Genomic DNA, 14,522 nt, shown 5'->3' with positions numbered 1-14,522 from the left:
GCGCCATACGGCGCGGACACCCCGCCCAATCCGCCCGGAGAGAGAGTCGGTCCTCGGATCGTGCCCTACGGCATGCGACAACACTGGGCGCTGACCACGTGGCCGAAGTCCACATGCATGCGCCTCGTCAGGTACTGGCCCTGGCTCATGATCCGACAGTACGCACCCAGGCGGCACAAAGTCAATATTTCCTACCTGTTTACCCTGAAATGCCAAACCGCCTTCGTCAACATACGTTGACTCCAGACCTGTGCGTCAACTAAGGTTGACGAGTCGGCCTCGGGCAGCGTTGGCCTCGGTCAGACGCATGCCCCCACCAGGCCGATCTCACGAGCAACCCGCGCGCCGAGCGACCACCCCGCAACCGTGAAGGAGTCCCCATGCCATCCCCAGCAAGTGCGGAAACCGCGACCTTGGCTCCTCCCCTGGCCTCCCCCGTCAAACCCGCCATACCCCAGCCACCGAAACTCACCGGCCGACACGGCCTCGGCCGTACGACCCTCCACCTCGTCGACCACGACCGGCCCGACCCGTGGAAACCCGACCGCCCCCGAGAACTCATGGCCACGATCACCTACCCGGCCGCGTCCGTGAAGCAATTCCACCGCGCGCCATGGCTCTCGAAACCCGTCGCCGACCTCATCGACAAGACGCTCGACCCCACCACCACCCCGCCCGGCGTCATCGACTGGGCCGCGATCCGCGCCGGATCGCACATCGACGCCCCCGTGAAAAGGCCGCGCCACGGGCTGCCCGTCATCCTGGTCTCCGGCGGCTATCCGAGCGCGCGCGAATTCAACACCGCCCTTGTGGAAGGGCTCGCCGACCGCGGATACGCGGTCGTGACGGTCGACCACACCTACGAATCCCCCGTCGTCGAATTCCCCGGCGGACGCGTCGAATACGGCCCCGAGCACATCTCCATCGACCCCGTCACCATGAAGAAGACCATCGACGCCCGCGTCGCCGACATCTCCTTCCTCCTGGACGCCCTCTCCGCCCTCGGCAGCAAGCACCCCCGCCTGCCGTACGGCTTGCGCGACGGGCTCAACCTGTCAAAAGTCGGCATGGTCGGCCACTCCTACGGGGGATACGCCGCCGGCGAATCCATGTACAACGACCCCCGCATTCTCGCCGGGGTCAACCTCGACGGCATCATGGCGCACGGCCTCGTCGAACCATACGAGCTCGGCAACGTCGCCGAGCACGGGCTCGACCGGCCCTTCATGCTCATCGGCGCACAGTTCGTCCACCCCGAAACCGGCGAAGTCTACGACATCAACCACCTGCCCGACGGCCCCGGCAACCCGTCGTGGCGCGAATTCTGGGTGAACCAGCGAGGCTGGAAACGCGACTTCACCCTCATCGGCTCCGCCCACAACAGCTTCGACGACTCCCAATGGCTCTTCCCGCAACTCATCAGAGCCCTGCGCCTGCCGCCGCACACCTACGCCCAGCGCATCGGCCGCATCGACCCGGCCCGCTCGATCGCCGTCCAGCACACCTACATCGCCGCGTTCTTCAACCACCACCTACGCGGCCGCGGCGGCCAACTCCTCAACGGCCCCTCCCGCAAACACCCCGAAATGCGCTTCGTCCCCTAGCCTTCTCCACGCCCGTCGGCGGCAACGCCGTACGGCACATGCCACCTCTCCCGCTCCCCCACCTCCCGCCGCACCCGGCCGCGCGCCTCCAGCCACACCAGGTGCGCCAAGGTCTCGTTGTTCGCCGCCCGGCGCATGAACGGCACAATGGTGTCCCACGGCCGCGACCAGGTCAGGCTCGTCGCCAGCTCCCAGCACGTCACGCCACTCTTGAGCGCCAACTGCTCTTCGATCTCCTCCAGCCGCTCATGATGGTGGGCGATCACGTGGTCAACCCGGTCGGCCAATTCCAAGAACCGGTATTCATGCGCCGGCAGCACCTCGTCCACCGCCTCATCGCGCACCTTCGCCAACGCGTCCAGATAGTCCGCCAGCGGATTGGGTGGAGACTGCGTGTGAACCGCCACGATGGGCGTGATCCTCGGCAGAACGTGGTCACCGGAGAAGAGCAGCCGGCGATCCGGCTCCACAAAACACAGATGGCCCGGCGAATGCCCGGGAGTCCACAACGCCCGCAGATTCCAGCCAGGCAGGTCGAGCCGTTCACCGTCCTCGATCAACCGGTCCGGCTTCACGACGGTGACGAACGCCCGCAGCATCTTCGACGACCCCGCGAGCTCGTCCAGCATCTCCTCCGGCGCCCCCGCGATCCTCAACGCGGAGCGTTCCCGCTCGATCAGCCCGTCGAGATAATCGTCGTCATAACGGTCCCTGATCAGCGCCGCGTCCGCCGGATGCAGACCCACCCACGCCCCGGAATCCTCCCGCACGCGCCCCGCCAAACCGTAATGGTCAGCGTGGATGTGCGTCACCAGGACACCCTTCACATCCCCGATCACGTAACCCGCCGTCGCCAGCCCCTCCCGCAGCGCCGCGTACGCCTCGTCGGTGTCCCACCCCGCATCCACGATCACCACCCCGTCGGGGACCTCCAACGCGTATACCAACACGTATCTCAGCGGGTTCTGCGGAATCGGCACCGGAATGGACCACACCCCCGGCCGCACCTTCTCGACATCCGGAAAACCCCCCGTGCGCCACGCCGTACGCTGCGCCTCGTTCGCCGGAGTCACCCCTCGGGCCGCGCCTGCCATCAGCGCTCCTTTCGCCACCCCCGATTGTGCCCCTCTACCGAACAGCGTTCTGACGAGGGGTCGTAGCGTGGAGACTATGAAGCTGGGACGTGAAATCACAGGCGACGGCCGTTTCGTCCGCCAACCCAACCGATTCACCGAGCGCATCCAACCCGACGGCCCCTACCCACCGGCCCCCGGGCGCTATCACCTCTACGCCTCCTACGCCTGCCCCTGGGCCCAGCGCTCACTCATCGTGCGCCGCCTCCTCGGCCTCGACGACATCATCGGCGTCACCATCGTCGACCCCATCCGCGACGACAAAGGCTGGCGCTTCACCCTCTCCCCCGCCGACCGCGACCCCACCACCGGCGCCGCCTACCTCTCCGAGCTCTACCTCGCCACCGACCCCGAATACACCGGCCGCTACACCGTCCCCTGCATCTGGGACACCCACGAGAAAAGACTCGTCACCAACGACTACCCCCAACTCACCATCACCCTCGAAACCGCCTTCGCCCCCTGGCATGCCCCAGGCGCCCCCGACCTCTACCCCACCCACCTACGCCACGACATCGACACCATGAACGACCGGCTCTACAGCGGCATCAACAACGCCGTCTACGAAGCCGGCTTCGCCCGCAGCCAACCCAAATACAAAGAAGCCGTCACCCGCGTCTTCACCACCCTCGACACCCTGGAAAACCGCCTCACCCACCAGCGCTACCTCCACGGCCCCCACCTCACCGACAGCGACGTACGGCTCTACACCACCCTCGCCAGATTCGACCCCGTCTACTACTCCCACTTCAAATGCTCACTCCGCCGCCTCACCGACTACCCCGCCCTCTGGGCCTACGCGCGCGACCTCTACCAACACCCCGCCTTCCACGAAACCACCGACTTCGACCACATCAAACGCCACTACTACATCACCCAAACCAATGTGAACCCCAGCCAAATAGTCCCCCTCGGCCCCGACCTCGACTGGAACGCCCCCCACAACCGCGCTTAATTCCACCCCTAACGGAATAGCGGCTCATACGGCCGTAATGCCTGGCAGCGCGATCGCATTAATTGCCCTTGTAGCCGTCGCCGACAGCGTGCTGCTAATGCAGGACCTGTGCAATATGGGCATCAACCGCCACCACCAACTCCACAAATTCCCTTCTGTCGATACGAATATATTGATTATCACCGACGAATTTTAGCGCGATTATGTCGACAACGAAGCTTCCATAGCATGCACGCCAACCCCAGCGCCGACAATCGTCCGGGGAAAATTCCGTCCTATATTCTACGCAGAAGATTCTGGACGAATCGGCTTTCAGCGAAAAATCCGACTGAAGAACAGTATGCGCCTTAAGGCCATCGACTACATGGTAATTCCTTCCATGCGGCGCACTCCGATAGTCCTCGCCTGCATCGCTGGGACCTGAGAACCTAGTGACGATTTGAGTTATGGACGGCACCTGATCGGCATCTATCCATGTACGTGAAAGATTTTCTTCGGCCTGAGTCATCTCTAGCAGAACTTCGCCGACCTTGTCAGAAGTCCGTCCCGCGATCGCAAACTTCTGCTTAATGGCGCCTGGTATTAAATTATCCTCTACCAAAAGTGAATCGATGCTGACTCGGCCCGCACTCGCACTGTGCACGCCTGATGCAGAATTACGATGATCAACCGCTGGGATAGATCCGCACCCTGCGACAATGACCAGCAGGACAATTACGATGCCTATGCTTATGGTTAACTTACTGGACACTTTTAATCCTCCTAACGATATTGTACGGCCCTCTTGCGCTGGAGGGCAATAGGTAGCCAATTCGTCGTCTGATACCACAGCTCATACGTGATAATCTTTGAACCTTCCGAAATCCCTTTATACTTCGCCTGATATCGAGCGTGTAATGCCTGGTCGGGTCAACACTCGCGAGCGGAGACGCGTTGGCGTAGGTGTAGCGGTTGGCTTGAACGCTGGGACCGGGAGGCAACGTCATCGTGTCCCGTGAGACGAATCCCCCATTGCCGGGCTGGTACCAGCGAGCCAGCATGTTCACCTTGCCGGAAACCGGGTCCGTGTACTCGCCCTGGTAGCCGAGGTTCTTGCGTGTTCCGGATTCAGCGACGATCTCACCGAAGGGGCTATACGCCACGGAGTCGGTGATGGTGGTGGAGGTGAAGGTCGCCACCAAGTCTCCACGCAGGTCGTGGAGGACTGCGACAGCGGCGCCACCGCCTTCTTGCAGGGCCATCAGCTGTCCAGAAGGATCACGGCTGTACTTCGCCTGGAGCACGCCACCGGCATCGGTGACGGCGGCGAGATCATTGTCGAGACCGCTGTAGGTGAAACGCTGAACGGTGCCACCGTCGGTGCGGGAGCCGACCCGGTTGAGCGCATCGTAGCCATATGTGATGGAGCCATCGCTGATGAGCCGGTCAAAGGCATCGAATACCAGGTTCTTGGTGGTTCCATTAGCGGTTTCCCCGCTCAGTGTGCCGCGTGGCGTGTAAGTGTAGTTAGTGCCCCCACTGGCTGTCAGACGGTTACGCTCGTCGTAGGTGAACACCGTGTTTCCGGCTTTGGTGCGGTTGCCGGCGGCGTCCCATTCATAGGACGTTGTGGTACTGGCAGGGTCTGTCCAGGAGATCAGACGTCCTGCTCGGTCGTACCCGTAGGTATTGGTGCCTGCGCCTGCGACGCCTGTGGTGGTCTTGGAGACAAGGTTGTCATCTTTGTCCCACCCGTAATTGATCAGTGCCAGCTGGCCGCCGGTGCCGTTCTTCACCGTGTGGCTAATCCGCCGGTCCAGGTTGTCATAGCCGAACGTCTGCTCGCTGGCCTGCCCAGTTGCGGTTACTGATGTCACTCGGCTGGCCGTGTCGTAGCCGTAGGTGAGGGTGCGGCCCGCGACCGGATCGGTCGCAGTCGACAATCGGTCGGCGGCATCCCACGTGTAGTTCGCCGTTCCCGCAGCGTCGACGCGCTGGAGGAGGTTGCCGACCCCGTCATACGAGTAGGCACTTTCCTGAGCAGCTCCCTTGACGACCTTCATCAAGAGCCCGCGATCGTTGTAATCAATGGCGAAGTCGCCGAAGGCGGTGGGCCGACCGGCGAGGTCATAGCCGAATGTGCGCTCGGCCGTTGCGGTCTCGGCGCCTGCACCGGTCTGGCGAGTGAGATTGCCCAGCTGGTCGAAGGTTCTGTCGATGCGAGCTCCTCCGGGCTGAACAGTCGTGATCTCCTTACCTGCCGTGTCGTAGACGCTGGTCCATGTGCGATCAGCGACATTCGGATAGGTGGAAGTGGCCGGCTCGGTGACGCCTTCCACCAGGCCAAAGCTGTTGTAGGTAGTCCAGACGGCGTTCCCACGTCCGTCGGTGGTGCGGGTGCGGTTGCCCGCGGTGTCGTAGCCGAATGTCGTAGTGATCGACTGTGTAGCGGTCAAGGGTTCAACGAGCTGCGTCACCCGGCCTGCAGCGTCGAAGACCCGGCTGATCGCGTGGCCTTCGGCCGAGGTCTCCGTGATCGGATTACCATCCGCGTCGTAGCCGGTGGACGCTTCGCGAAGCACGGTCCCCACGCTGTCGAGGTTCTTGACCCCGGTCTTTCTTCCCGCCAGGTCGTATTCCGTGACGGTCGCGTTGCCGAGAGGATTGGTCACCTTCGTATCACGACCAGCCAAGTCATAGGCGAACCGCGTGACGTTGCCGGTCGGGTCGGTCTCGACGGCCACCTCGCCTACGGCATTCACCTCGTAGAGGGTGGTGCGCCCTCCAGGGCGGATCTCCTTGGTCTTGTTGCCGGCATCGTTGTACTCAAGGTTCGTCGTGTGCGTGCTGAGCGTGGGTTTGCGCTCGACGATGGTCGCGGTGATCGCGCGGCCGAGGTCATCGTACGTGCTGCCGGTCCTGACGCCCGTCGGGTCGACTACACCGATTTGTTCGCCGAGGTTGTCGTACTCGTATACCCACTGCCCGCCTGGCTGGCCGTTCGGGCCCGGCTCGGTGACACGCACGCGGTTGCCAAGAGCGTCGTACTCCGTATTCCAGTTCGACCCACGCGCGTCGGTGAGCCTGGTGACCCGCCCAGCGGCGTCGTAGGTGTAGCTTACCGTGGGCGTGATTCCGGCCAGGGAGCGGATTTCCTCGCCGGCGAGAGCCCTGCCGTACGCCTGGACCTCGTCGATGTCGCCGCGGAACGACTACTCGTAGGCGCCGTTGTTCTGGCTGCGGCCGATGAGGAAACCGCCTGTGGCGTTGAAGGTGCCGGTCACGGTGTTGGCGGCGACCAGTTCACCGTTCTCGTACAGGCGGATGCGGTTCGCCCCCGCGTCGTAGACACCGGCGAGGTGGGTCCATTCGTTCAACTTGGCGCTGCGATTGGACACCGCCCGCTTCTCTGCCGCTGTCGCGCTGTCGCTGTCGTAGGTCACGAAGCGCCATTTGCCGTCGCCGGGCGCGTAGGCAAGCTTGAAGGCGTTCTTGGTTGCGCCGTTCTGGCTCGCCACCGAGGCATTGAGGTCGCCACGCGTCAGCCGTACCCACGCACTCACCGTGTGGGGGGCATCGGCTTCCGTGGTGATGCTTGGCGGAGGTTCTCGGAAGCGGCAGCCCACAAATTCCACCGGCAGATGCAACAGTTTGCCCTTCGGCGCCCACTGAGAGGTGACAGAGACGACGAAGGGCATGGGTGGGTGGAAACCGATCCCCGGTTCGCGGAGTTCGTCGCCGAACGAGGCGATGCGCTGCTGCGCTACGGCCACGTCCTGGCCGGGAATCCGCATGACGCGGCCGACCTGGTGCAGGAGGCGCTGCTCAAGTTACGTGCCGCCTGGAGACGGCTCAAGGCCGAGGAGAACGCCGAGAAGTACGTGCGCACCATTATGGCGCGCACGCATACAGCTGCCTGGCGGTTGCGCCGACGCGAACTGCTCACCTGGGAGTTGCCTGAGCAGAGCCACCTCGACACGATCCCCAGCGGCTTCGAGCAGACCATGTGGGAGGCACTGGCCGGGCTGCCGCGCAAGCAGCGGGCTGTGGTGGTTCTGCGCTACTACGAGGATCTCAGCGACGAGGAGATCGCGTCGACCTTGGGCATCTCCCGGGGCACCGTGCGGAGCCAAGTGTCGCGGGCGCTCGACAAGCTTCGCTCCGCCGTACCGGCGGACGGTCTCGGCATTTGCGGAAGCGTCACGTCCAAGCAGGGGGAACGGCGATGAACGACGTTGAGAACACGCTGCGCAAGACCTTGGCGCAGGCGGCCGGCGGGGCGCCTCGCCTGTCCGGCGCGGCGGCGGAAGAACTGGAGAAGGGCTACCGGCGGCGTAGGCAGCGGTCTCAGACGCTGCTCGCGGCGGCGGCGGTGGCGGTGATCGCGGGGGGAGGTGTTCTGGGGTTGCGTGTCGGTGGCGAGCAGGGGCCGCCACCGGCCGCCGCGCCCCTGAGCACCCCCTCGGCGGCGGTCACCACGTCGGACGGCGTGCCCGAGCCCATCGGGGAGGTGTGGCCGCAGGCCGTGCACAAGCTGCCGAGCATGGACGGCGAGGGGCGGGAGCTGTACCCGGCCGTGCTGCTCGACGATCGGACGCTGCTTCTGAAGGCCTGGCGCACGTGGGAGCGCAGCGAGGCGATCTATGCCTACGACCTGGTCGACAAGAAGTTGCGCAAGATCACGGACCTGCCCGCTCCAAAGGGGACGGAGTACTTTCCCGCCGATTTTCGCGTCAGCGACGGACAGGTGGCGTGGTGGACCGCGTCTAAGGACAACCGCATGCAGATCTGGACCGTCCCTCTGGAGGGCGGTGAGCCGCGGCAGGTGGCCGAGCAGAAGGCCGAGAGGGACCAGGGGGACCGCTTCTTCTCGCCCAGCGGCTTCGATCTCGCCAACGGCAAGATCACGTTCTCCGTCCGGAAAGGTGGAGTGTTCAGCGTTCCGCTGGCGGGAGGCGCCGTGACGCCTGTCGAGGGCGGCGCCGGGTTGCACCTAATGTCCTGGCCGTGGGCCGGTTCGCCGTACATCCCCGCTACCCCTGACGAGGCGCCTTACACGCGTCTCGTCAATCTGGAGACCGGGGAGAGCAGCTCAGCCCTCGTCAAGGAAGGCGAGCGGATGTTCGCCTGCAGGGTGGAGTGGTGCGTGGGGACCGCTGAGGACGGCAAGGCCTTCACCCGGCACCGGAACGGCTCGCAGCAGAAGGAGATCCCGGCCGGCTACCAGATCTTGGGTCGGCCGAGCCAGAGCCGCTTCTACCTCCGCGACGTCTGGGACGAGGGCCCCGGACTCGGTCTGTATGACGTGGACACGGGTGCCTTCGCCGACCTCGGAATCCGCGGGGAGCCCACCACCCGCGGCGAAGTCCCCCGCACCGACCACTCCGGCCGTTTCATGACCTACCACATCAAAAGCGGCCGCTATCTGATCGACCTATCCAAGATCCCATAACCCGCGTACCGCCAGTGCCGTCGCCGAGCTCGCGCCGCCCGCCGAATGGCCGACCAGCCGGGACCCCTTCCACTCGGCGCGCGTGCCCGTCGACCGGCACCTCAACCACAGCCGTGAGCTCCGCCGCGTAATCGGGGGCGGCGAAGCGGTTCTCCATCGGGTCGGGAGGACGCCCGCGTTCAACCTCGGGTGGAGGGTTTCCGCCGGGCGGCCACGGTGTTCACGGCGGCACATGCGGAAAAGTCTCCGGAGTCGCTTCAACCAAGCCTTGAAGTCATGACATCCGCCAACTGCGAGCGTGCTGTCGTGCCCTGCCCCACTTCGGCACGCGTCGTCTCACCCACCCTCCCTCCCGAGGCCCTCCGCCGCCGATCCGCGTGCGCCGCCCCCGTCCCCGCCGACGGAGCACACTTCACCCGCCTCTCACATCAGCCCTCCCCGGCTGTCGCCGTACCGGCGGCGGGAGCGGGATCGTGAGCGGCTCCCCCGCCCCGTGGCGGGACCTCCTCGGCGCGGAGCATCGCGGTGCCGTCATCGTGCTGGCGGGTGGGGTGCTCGTCGGCGCCGTCAACATCTACCTGACCGCGAGCCTGCTGCCCACCGCAGTCGCCGACCTCGGCGGCGCGAGCTTCTACGCGTGGAACCTCACGGTCTACCTCGTGGCCATGGTCGTCATGACGATGCTCGTCAGCCGGTTCCTCTCCCGATGGGGCAACGTCGGCGCCTACCTGATCGGTTTCGGGGTGTTCGCGGCAGGCTCGCTGGTATGTACGGTGAGCCCGTCGATGCCGGTGCTGCTCATCGGCCGCGCAGTGCAGGGGCTCGGCGCGGGCCTGCTGTCGGGGCTCGCGTACGCGGTGATCCGCTCGGCGTTGCCGCCGCGCCTCTGGACGCGCGGCAGCGCTTTGATGTCGGCGATGTACGGCATAGGCAATCTTGTGGGCCCGGCGCGGCGGCATGTTCGCCCAGTTTGGGGAGTGGCGGTCGGCGTTCGTGCTGAGGGCGGGCGCGGCCGTCGTGGGCGGGGCGGTCGTCCCCCGGGTGCTGCCCCGCGGGGAGCGCGGCGGGGCGCGGGCCCCGATCCCCGTCGTGTCGCTGGCCCTGGTCACCGCCGCGACCGCCGCCGTCAGCGTGGTCTCGGTGCTGCCCGGTGCCGTGGCGATGGCCGCTGGCATCGCGGGGGCGGCGGCGTTGATCGCCGGGTTCGTCGTGTATGAGCGGCGCAGCGACCTCCGGGTCTTCCCCCGCGCGACCTACCGCGCGGACTCCCCCATGAAGTGGATCTACCTCACGATCGGGCTACTGGCCTTCGGCGTCGCCGTCGAGTCCTTCCTCCCGCTGTTCGGGCAGGAGTCGGCCGGGTTGCCACCGCTCGTGGCGGGCTTGTTCGCCGCGGCCATCTCCCTCGGGTGGTCCGCGACCCAGATCTTCAGCTCGTCGGCCGTCGCCGAACGCGCCGTGCGCCGACTGTGCACGCTCGGACCCGTCCTGCTCTCGGGAGGTTTCCTCGCCCTGGCGCTAATGCAGCGGGAAGACCCACCGGTCTGGCTCGTAGCGACCTGGGTGCCGGCGCTGCTGATCGCCGGCGCCGGGATCGGGCTCGCCTACCCGCACCTGTCGGTCGCCGCGATGTCAGCCACCACCGACCCCGAGGAGGGCAGAGCTGCGGCCGCGGGCATCGCGACAGTGACGTCACTGTCCACAGCATTCGGTACGGCTGTCGCCGGCGTCCTGGTCAACCTCGGAGGCACGTCGACCCCTTCCCGGCCCGGCGTTCAATATCCTACTCAGCACATCCAGTTGAATTACGAGAGCATCCGATCTCTCCCAGCTGGTCAGGTGTAGCCATACAGGGCTGAATGCCTGCGATGAAGCCATCGTTCTCGTGTACACATGCTTTCAGCGACCTCCCGCGCTTACTGTCGTCCTGCCCGAATTCGACGGATCCAATAAGGGCGGCTAGTTCGGTATCCCTTCCGGAGGGCCGACCAGGGAGATGACCGGCCTTCGCGTCACACTCTTTCCGGATCATTTCTGTCGGATGGCCGTGGCTTCGACAGCACACCATCAACATAATCGCCAGACGGCTTGCTAAGTGACCTACACCTCAAATCATCGACCGTCAGTTTTTGAAAGTCAAGTGAATTAACTAATTCTCGCCGTAGACACGCTCCCACGCAGCCCGCTGCTCGTCATCAAGCGGAATCGTTGGAAACGACTGCAAGAAGCGATGCGCTAGTTCGATTACGGCAAACCCTTCCAAGTCGGGAAGGTTATCGAATTGATCTCCCGCAATATCCAGCGAGAAATGACCACCCCCTCCTTCCGAGAATAGGGCTGTTACCAAGCACCGGAAGCAGCCTTCGGATTCCTCATACAGGAATGTTAGGTAGAGTCCTGAGATTGATGCACGGTGATCATCCAGCCACACCGGGCGCGCTTGCGCACTCCAATGACTTGCCTTTGCATACTGAACCATACGTTTAATCTCATCGAGAGATACCTTCTTAATATCTCCCCTACCTAGAAATCCGCCCCGATTTTCAATCTGGGGCCATGCGCGCTTGCGGCGCTTACCCCATCCGAAACGCATCACTTGCGGAATCCTAAAATATAGATAGGCGTGTCATCCGTAATTTTCTTCTTCTTACCTGGCATATCCGCTCGCTTCAAAAGCTCACGCATACAGCGATTGCCATTTCCGAGCGTGTTCGAGATCCACTTCGCCACCAGCGACGCCGCCACCGGTGGGAAGACCTCGCACGCCAGGCCCCAACCAACCTACGCCGAGCGTACGATGCAGTCCGCGCCAATCCACGGTCCCAGAAAGAACCGGAGCGACACCACCAACTAAAAGGAAGCCTGGGAAGCGGAGCACACAAAGGCGAGCCTGCCGAGCGGTGCAGTACGAAGTCACTGGCGGAGGGAGGATCCGGTACCTGATCGACGACGCACGTCGAACTGCGTGGGTAACCTACGCTGGCACCAGACATCCCCAAGAAACCGATTAGCGCAGAAGTCGTGGATATAGTCACCATGCTCAGCGCCTAACCCAGATTGAGACCACTGCATCCGGAAGGCAATGACGAGGAACCCGCTAAGGATCGAATCGAGGTTGAGCCACTCACCCATCCCCCGGCGAAGTCGATGCCCGTGACCGCCCCATCACCGTATTCGCCAAGGTTCCCCGACGAGAGCGAGCGGTTGCGCGGCAGGCTCAACGGCCCGTGGCATCAGGCACTGGCGGTGATGGTGCTACTCTCCCTGCACTCGACCGTGGCGATCTGTACATAGGTGCCAGCCGAGGTTTTGAGCAGCATCCCGGTCCGAAACACATGTCACACCGACTTCTTCCTCTTATTCCTTCTCGAATAACGCTCCAGAAAGTCCGCCAAACGAATACTGTCCAGCTCAACACACTCTAGGATACTTCTGGCAGGCGCGTATAACCCAACTGCAAGCTCTCGATAAATAACCCACAACCCCTCCCTTGCCCTTTGCCGACAAGATTCCCCCAGATCGGGAAGACCTCTTTCAACCTCACTCAAGTGGGATTCGCCCGAGACGATCTGGAATAGCAGTTCAAGCGTTGCATGGCGCGCTGGCCGGGCGAGATCTTCAAGTAGTCCAACGATCAGTGCGGGAACTACATACTGCGCGGCCTCGAATAGTTGCCCTTGAACCACGACACGGTTTTCCAGCTCCCAGTATGCCCCAGACACTTGATCTTCCGTGTAGCCCGTAAGCATGCGCTGGACTCCACCAGGAACCTCTGTCGCCTTTCCCGTGATCACGCGTATACTGTCCCAGTTATAGCGCTCCAGCTCAGCTTGAACCAGGTTCACTTTCTACGACTCCACCTTCCACCTAGATCAAACAGAACGTCTGACGGAAATTGATCTTGATCGTATCACTCTTGACATGAAACGCATAAAGGAATGCCACTCCAAAGCTTTCTACGTCAACCAAAAGCCTTTTCGAAACGCGCCCCTTAGGCCCCTTTCCAACCTGACGCTCAATATCCTGCTCCGCACATCCAGTTGGATTACTAGAGCACCCAGTGACGTTTTCTCAGCCTAATCGATTCGGATGATTGGTATTTTTCAGAGACAATCGATCATATTCGGGCAGACTCGCGGACGAACAGCAGAGGTCGCAAACAAGCGTGGAGCCTCCCGGTAGGAAGTGGTTCACCACAAACTTCTTCCACCACCGAAAGGCTCCACGTTGATCCCCTACCCTGCCATGCTCGACGTGTCGGGGGACCTGGTCCGGTTCGTCTGCCGGCCACTGCGGCGGGAGCGCGCCCTGAGGCGCACCCCCAAAGGCAGCAGGGCGCCGACCTGCTGGAAGCACGCGGTATTCGCCATCTCGTGGTTCCGGTCCCGCCCGAACATCGCCCTGCACGGCAAGGCGTTCGGCATCTCCCAGGCCACCGCCTACCGCTACCCGCACGAGGCCGTCAACGTCCTGGCCGCCCGGGCCCCCGACCTCCGCGAAGCCCTCGGACGCGCGGCCACCGACGGCGTTCCGCACCTGATCCTGGACGGCAAGGTATTCGACACCGACCGCTGCCGCATCAAGACCACCAGCGTGAAAGGCGAGGAGATCGACGAATGGTCCTCAGGGAGGACCGGCGCCTTCGGCGGAAACGTCCAAGCACTGTGCGAACCGGACGGGTTCCCGATCTGGACCTCCGAGGTCGAGCCCGGCGGCACGGTCGACCTGGAGGCGGCACGGCGCCATGTCCTGCCCGCCGCCTATCCCTATACGAAGACCATGCCGATCCTCGCCGATCCCGGCTACCAAGGCGCAGTTCGAGGCGTGGTCATCCCGTTCAAGCAGCCTTCCTGCGGCAATGCGCTCAGCATCGACAACCGCACCCGCAACGCCCTCCAGCGCGCACTGTGCTGCCTCGGCGAACGCGGATTCGCGCTGCTCACCGAACGCTGGACCACTCTTCAGCACATCACTCTCAGCCCGAGCAGGCTGGGCGACCTCGTCCGAGCCGATCTCGTCCTTGTTCATTTCGAGCATCACAGGATCAAATGAAAATCAGTGTAGGGTCGGGGGCTGGCGCGGTGGCGTAATTGACGGTAGGGCTCGGGGCCTTTCCTCCGCCGGTTTCCCGGCCGGGTGTGCTCTCCCCGATGACCATGGCCAATTCGCTTCCGTCTCCAGCCCCCGCCTCCTCGAACCGTGCATGCGGTTCTCCCGCACACGGCTCACCGACGTCGTTCACCGCCGACATTCGGCTTGACCCGCCAGTCCTTGAAGGGCCTGGGTGTGACGACGATTCCATACATTCTGATCAGGCCGAACTCGTTCGGCGACAGAGCGACGAGCACTCTCCACCCGAATCCCCGGCTTGCCCGGTGACGTTTACTGACTAACAACGC

The 14,522-nt window shown here is 63.7% G+C and carries 14 protein-coding genes and 1 pseudogene; 8 read left to right on the top strand and 7 right to left on the bottom strand.

Features of this window, described 5'->3' with window-relative positions; translation table 11 throughout:
• Window positions 1-380 precede the first annotated feature (380 nt).
• On the top strand, window positions 381-1,604 hold the full coding sequence (locus BLQ73_RS21210) for an alpha/beta hydrolase family protein (RefSeq protein ID WP_093172576.1): 1,224 nt from the start codon (window positions 381-383) through the stop codon (window positions 1,602-1,604).
• On the opposite strand, the gene BLQ73_RS21205 is transcribed toward BLQ73_RS21210, so the two are convergent.
• Window positions 1,601-2,698 carry an MBL fold metallo-hydrolase gene (locus tag BLQ73_RS21205; RefSeq protein WP_093172574.1) on the bottom strand — a complete coding sequence of 366 codons (1,098 nt, stop codon included), beginning with the start codon at window positions 2,696-2,698 and terminating at the stop codon, window positions 1,601-1,603. The genes BLQ73_RS21210 and BLQ73_RS21205 overlap by 4 nt on opposite strands.
• 76 nt (window positions 2,699-2,774) lie before the next feature.
• On the opposite strand from BLQ73_RS21205, the gene BLQ73_RS21200 reads away from it, so the two are divergent.
• Window positions 2,775-3,692 (top strand): glutathione S-transferase family protein, encoded by a 918-nt coding sequence (locus BLQ73_RS21200; protein ID WP_093172572.1) that lies wholly within the window; start codon window positions 2,775-2,777, stop codon window positions 3,690-3,692.
• A gap of 94 nt (window positions 3,693-3,786) precedes the next feature.
• Here BLQ73_RS21200 and BLQ73_RS31540 read toward each other — a convergent pair whose 3' ends face one another.
• From BLQ73_RS31540 to BLQ73_RS21190, 3 genes are all read right to left on the bottom strand, one after another.
• Window positions 3,787-4,443 (bottom strand): hypothetical protein, encoded by a 657-nt coding sequence (locus BLQ73_RS31540; protein ID WP_143020365.1) that lies wholly within the window; start codon window positions 4,441-4,443, stop codon window positions 3,787-3,789.
• Window positions 4,433-6,805 carry an RHS repeat-associated core domain-containing protein gene (locus BLQ73_RS21195; protein WP_275936308.1) on the bottom strand — a complete coding sequence of 791 codons (2,373 nt, stop codon included), beginning with the start codon at window positions 6,803-6,805 and terminating at the stop codon, window positions 4,433-4,435. Before BLQ73_RS21195 ends, BLQ73_RS31540 begins: the two co-directional genes overlap by 11 nt.
• Window positions 6,806-6,883: 78 nt before the next feature.
• Complete coding sequence (locus tag BLQ73_RS21190) at window positions 6,884-7,369, bottom strand: LamG domain-containing protein (protein WP_176955580.1); 486 nt, start codon at window positions 7,367-7,369, stop codon at window positions 6,884-6,886.
• Between the two features lie 6 nt (window positions 7,370-7,375).
• Here BLQ73_RS21190 and BLQ73_RS21185 point away from each other — a divergent pair, with 6 nt between their 5' ends.
• The 4 genes and pseudogenes from BLQ73_RS21185 (at window position 7,376) to BLQ73_RS34190 (ending at window position 10,968) form a co-directional block, all read left to right on the top strand.
• Entirely contained in the window at window positions 7,376-7,900 is a 525-nt protein-coding gene (locus BLQ73_RS21185) for a SigE family RNA polymerase sigma factor (protein ID WP_093172697.1), read from the top strand.
• The gene (locus tag BLQ73_RS21180) at window positions 7,897-9,123 is read left to right on the top strand and encodes a TolB family protein (protein WP_093172566.1); all 1,227 of its coding nucleotides are present in this window, start codon (window positions 7,897-7,899) and stop codon (window positions 9,121-9,123) included. Before BLQ73_RS21185 ends, BLQ73_RS21180 begins: the two co-directional genes overlap by 4 nt.
• Window positions 9,124-9,500: 377 nt before the next feature.
• A pseudogene (locus BLQ73_RS34850) lies at window positions 9,501-10,013 on the top strand (MFS transporter); the annotation flags it as partial.
• Between the two features lie 67 nt (window positions 10,014-10,080).
• Window positions 10,081-10,968: an MFS transporter gene (locus tag BLQ73_RS34190; protein WP_275936306.1), complete on the top strand. Its 888-nt coding sequence runs from the start codon at window positions 10,081-10,083 to the stop codon at window positions 10,966-10,968.
• A 304-nt stretch (window positions 10,969-11,272) separates the two neighbouring features.
• On the opposite strand, the gene BLQ73_RS31535 is transcribed toward BLQ73_RS34190, so the two are convergent.
• Both BLQ73_RS31535 and BLQ73_RS32600 read right to left on the bottom strand, forming a co-directional pair.
• On the bottom strand, window positions 11,273-11,719 hold the full coding sequence (locus BLQ73_RS31535; protein ID WP_143020364.1) for a hypothetical protein: 447 nt from the start codon (window positions 11,717-11,719) through the stop codon (window positions 11,273-11,275).
• Complete coding sequence (locus BLQ73_RS32600; RefSeq protein ID WP_176955579.1) at window positions 11,716-11,868, bottom strand: hypothetical protein; 153 nt, start codon at window positions 11,866-11,868, stop codon at window positions 11,716-11,718. The genes BLQ73_RS31535 and BLQ73_RS32600 overlap by 4 nt, the downstream gene beginning before the upstream one ends.
• Window positions 11,869-12,276: 408 nt before the next feature.
• On the opposite strand from BLQ73_RS32600, the gene BLQ73_RS32595 reads away from it, so the two are divergent.
• Entirely contained in the window at window positions 12,277-12,417 is a 141-nt protein-coding gene (locus BLQ73_RS32595; RefSeq protein ID WP_176955578.1) for a hypothetical protein, read from the top strand.
• A gap of 44 nt (window positions 12,418-12,461) precedes the next feature.
• Here BLQ73_RS32595 and BLQ73_RS31530 read toward each other — a convergent pair whose 3' ends face one another.
• Entirely contained in the window at window positions 12,462-12,968 is a 507-nt protein-coding gene (locus BLQ73_RS31530) for a hypothetical protein (protein ID WP_143020363.1), read from the bottom strand.
• 382 nt (window positions 12,969-13,350) lie between these two features.
• On the opposite strand from BLQ73_RS31530, the gene BLQ73_RS21165 reads away from it, so the two are divergent.
• Entirely contained in the window at window positions 13,351-14,175 is an 825-nt protein-coding gene (locus BLQ73_RS21165; RefSeq protein ID WP_245691236.1) for a transposase, read from the top strand.
• Window positions 14,176-14,522 lie beyond the last annotated feature (347 nt).

Origin of the sequence: Sinosporangium album (assembly GCF_900100605.1) — a bacterium.
GTDB lineage: Bacteria > Actinomycetota > Actinomycetes > Streptosporangiales > Streptosporangiaceae > Sinosporangium > Sinosporangium album.
The sequence above is the reverse complement of the archived record's forward strand: the minus strand, read 5'-3'. Positions and strand labels throughout refer to the sequence as shown.

What these genes read in the sequence shown, in the direction of transcription:
- BLQ73_RS21210 (WP_093172576.1), top strand. Translation starts at nt 381, where the DNA reads ATGCCATCCCCAGCAAGTGCGGAAACCGCGACCTTGGCTCCTCCCCTG.
- BLQ73_RS21205 (WP_093172574.1), bottom strand. Translation starts at nt 2,698, where the DNA reads ATGGCAGGCGCGGCCCGAGGGGTGACTCCGGCGAACGAGGCGCAGCGT.
- BLQ73_RS21200 (WP_093172572.1), top strand. Translation starts at nt 2,775, where the DNA reads ATGAAGCTGGGACGTGAAATCACAGGCGACGGCCGTTTCGTCCGCCAA.
- BLQ73_RS21190 (WP_176955580.1), bottom strand. Translation starts at nt 7,369, where the DNA reads ATGCCCTTCGTCGTCTCTGTCACCTCTCAGTGGGCGCCGAAGGGCAAA.
- BLQ73_RS21180 (WP_093172566.1), top strand. Translation starts at nt 7,897, where the DNA reads ATGAACGACGTTGAGAACACGCTGCGCAAGACCTTGGCGCAGGCGGCC.
- BLQ73_RS34190 (WP_275936306.1), top strand. Translation starts at nt 10,081, where the DNA reads ATGTTCGCCCAGTTTGGGGAGTGGCGGTCGGCGTTCGTGCTGAGGGCG.